Here is a 573-nt window from a genome sequence, read left to right as displayed (position 1 = left end):
TGGTCTTTATTGTAAGAGTCAAATAATGGGGGGTATGTCCTACAAAAAAAATATTTTTTTTAATTATATAAAGGCGAGCCAGGAAGATGGCGGCTGGTCTGATGGATTGGGGTACTGATGAGGTAATTAATAAGGCTTATTTCAGGAAGAGCAGCGTGATCAGGATCATCATGAGCTGGTTCATGCTCATTCTTAATTCATGAAGCGCACGCGTGATGTGGTTTCGAACCGTTTTGGTTGAAATAGCGAGTTTCTCCGCAATTTCTTTATGGGATAAAAGTTCATTACGACTCAGGTTGTAAACTTCCCTGCACTTTCCGGGCAGGGTGTCAACAACGGTTGAGATCTGAAACTGCAATTCCTGATATTCCAAACGGTCATACAGGGAAAGGTCGGCAACCGTTTCGATGATCTCATCCAGGATCGGTTCGTGATTTTTCGAGTTTCTTAGCCTGCGGAAAACTTCATACCGTACAGAAGCTGAAAGGTAAGCCTGCACAGACGATTTAATATCTAATTGTTCGCGGTTATTCCAGATTTTAATAAACAATTCTTGAACAATATCCTCACAGG

Annotated in this window: 1 protein-coding gene; it reads right to left on the bottom strand. The window is 41.5% G+C overall.

Annotation, left to right across the window (positions count from 1 at the left end; all coding sequences use genetic code 11):
- Positions 1–136 precede the first annotated feature (136 nt).
- On the bottom strand, positions 137–573 hold a 437-nt coding region (locus tag AC1DRQ_RS32060), incomplete at its 5' end, for a sigma-70 family RNA polymerase sigma factor (RefSeq protein WP_477430288.1).

The organism is Mucilaginibacter sp. P4_E8 (assembly GCF_056401495.1).
This window is presented reverse-complemented; position numbering and strand designations above follow the sequence as displayed.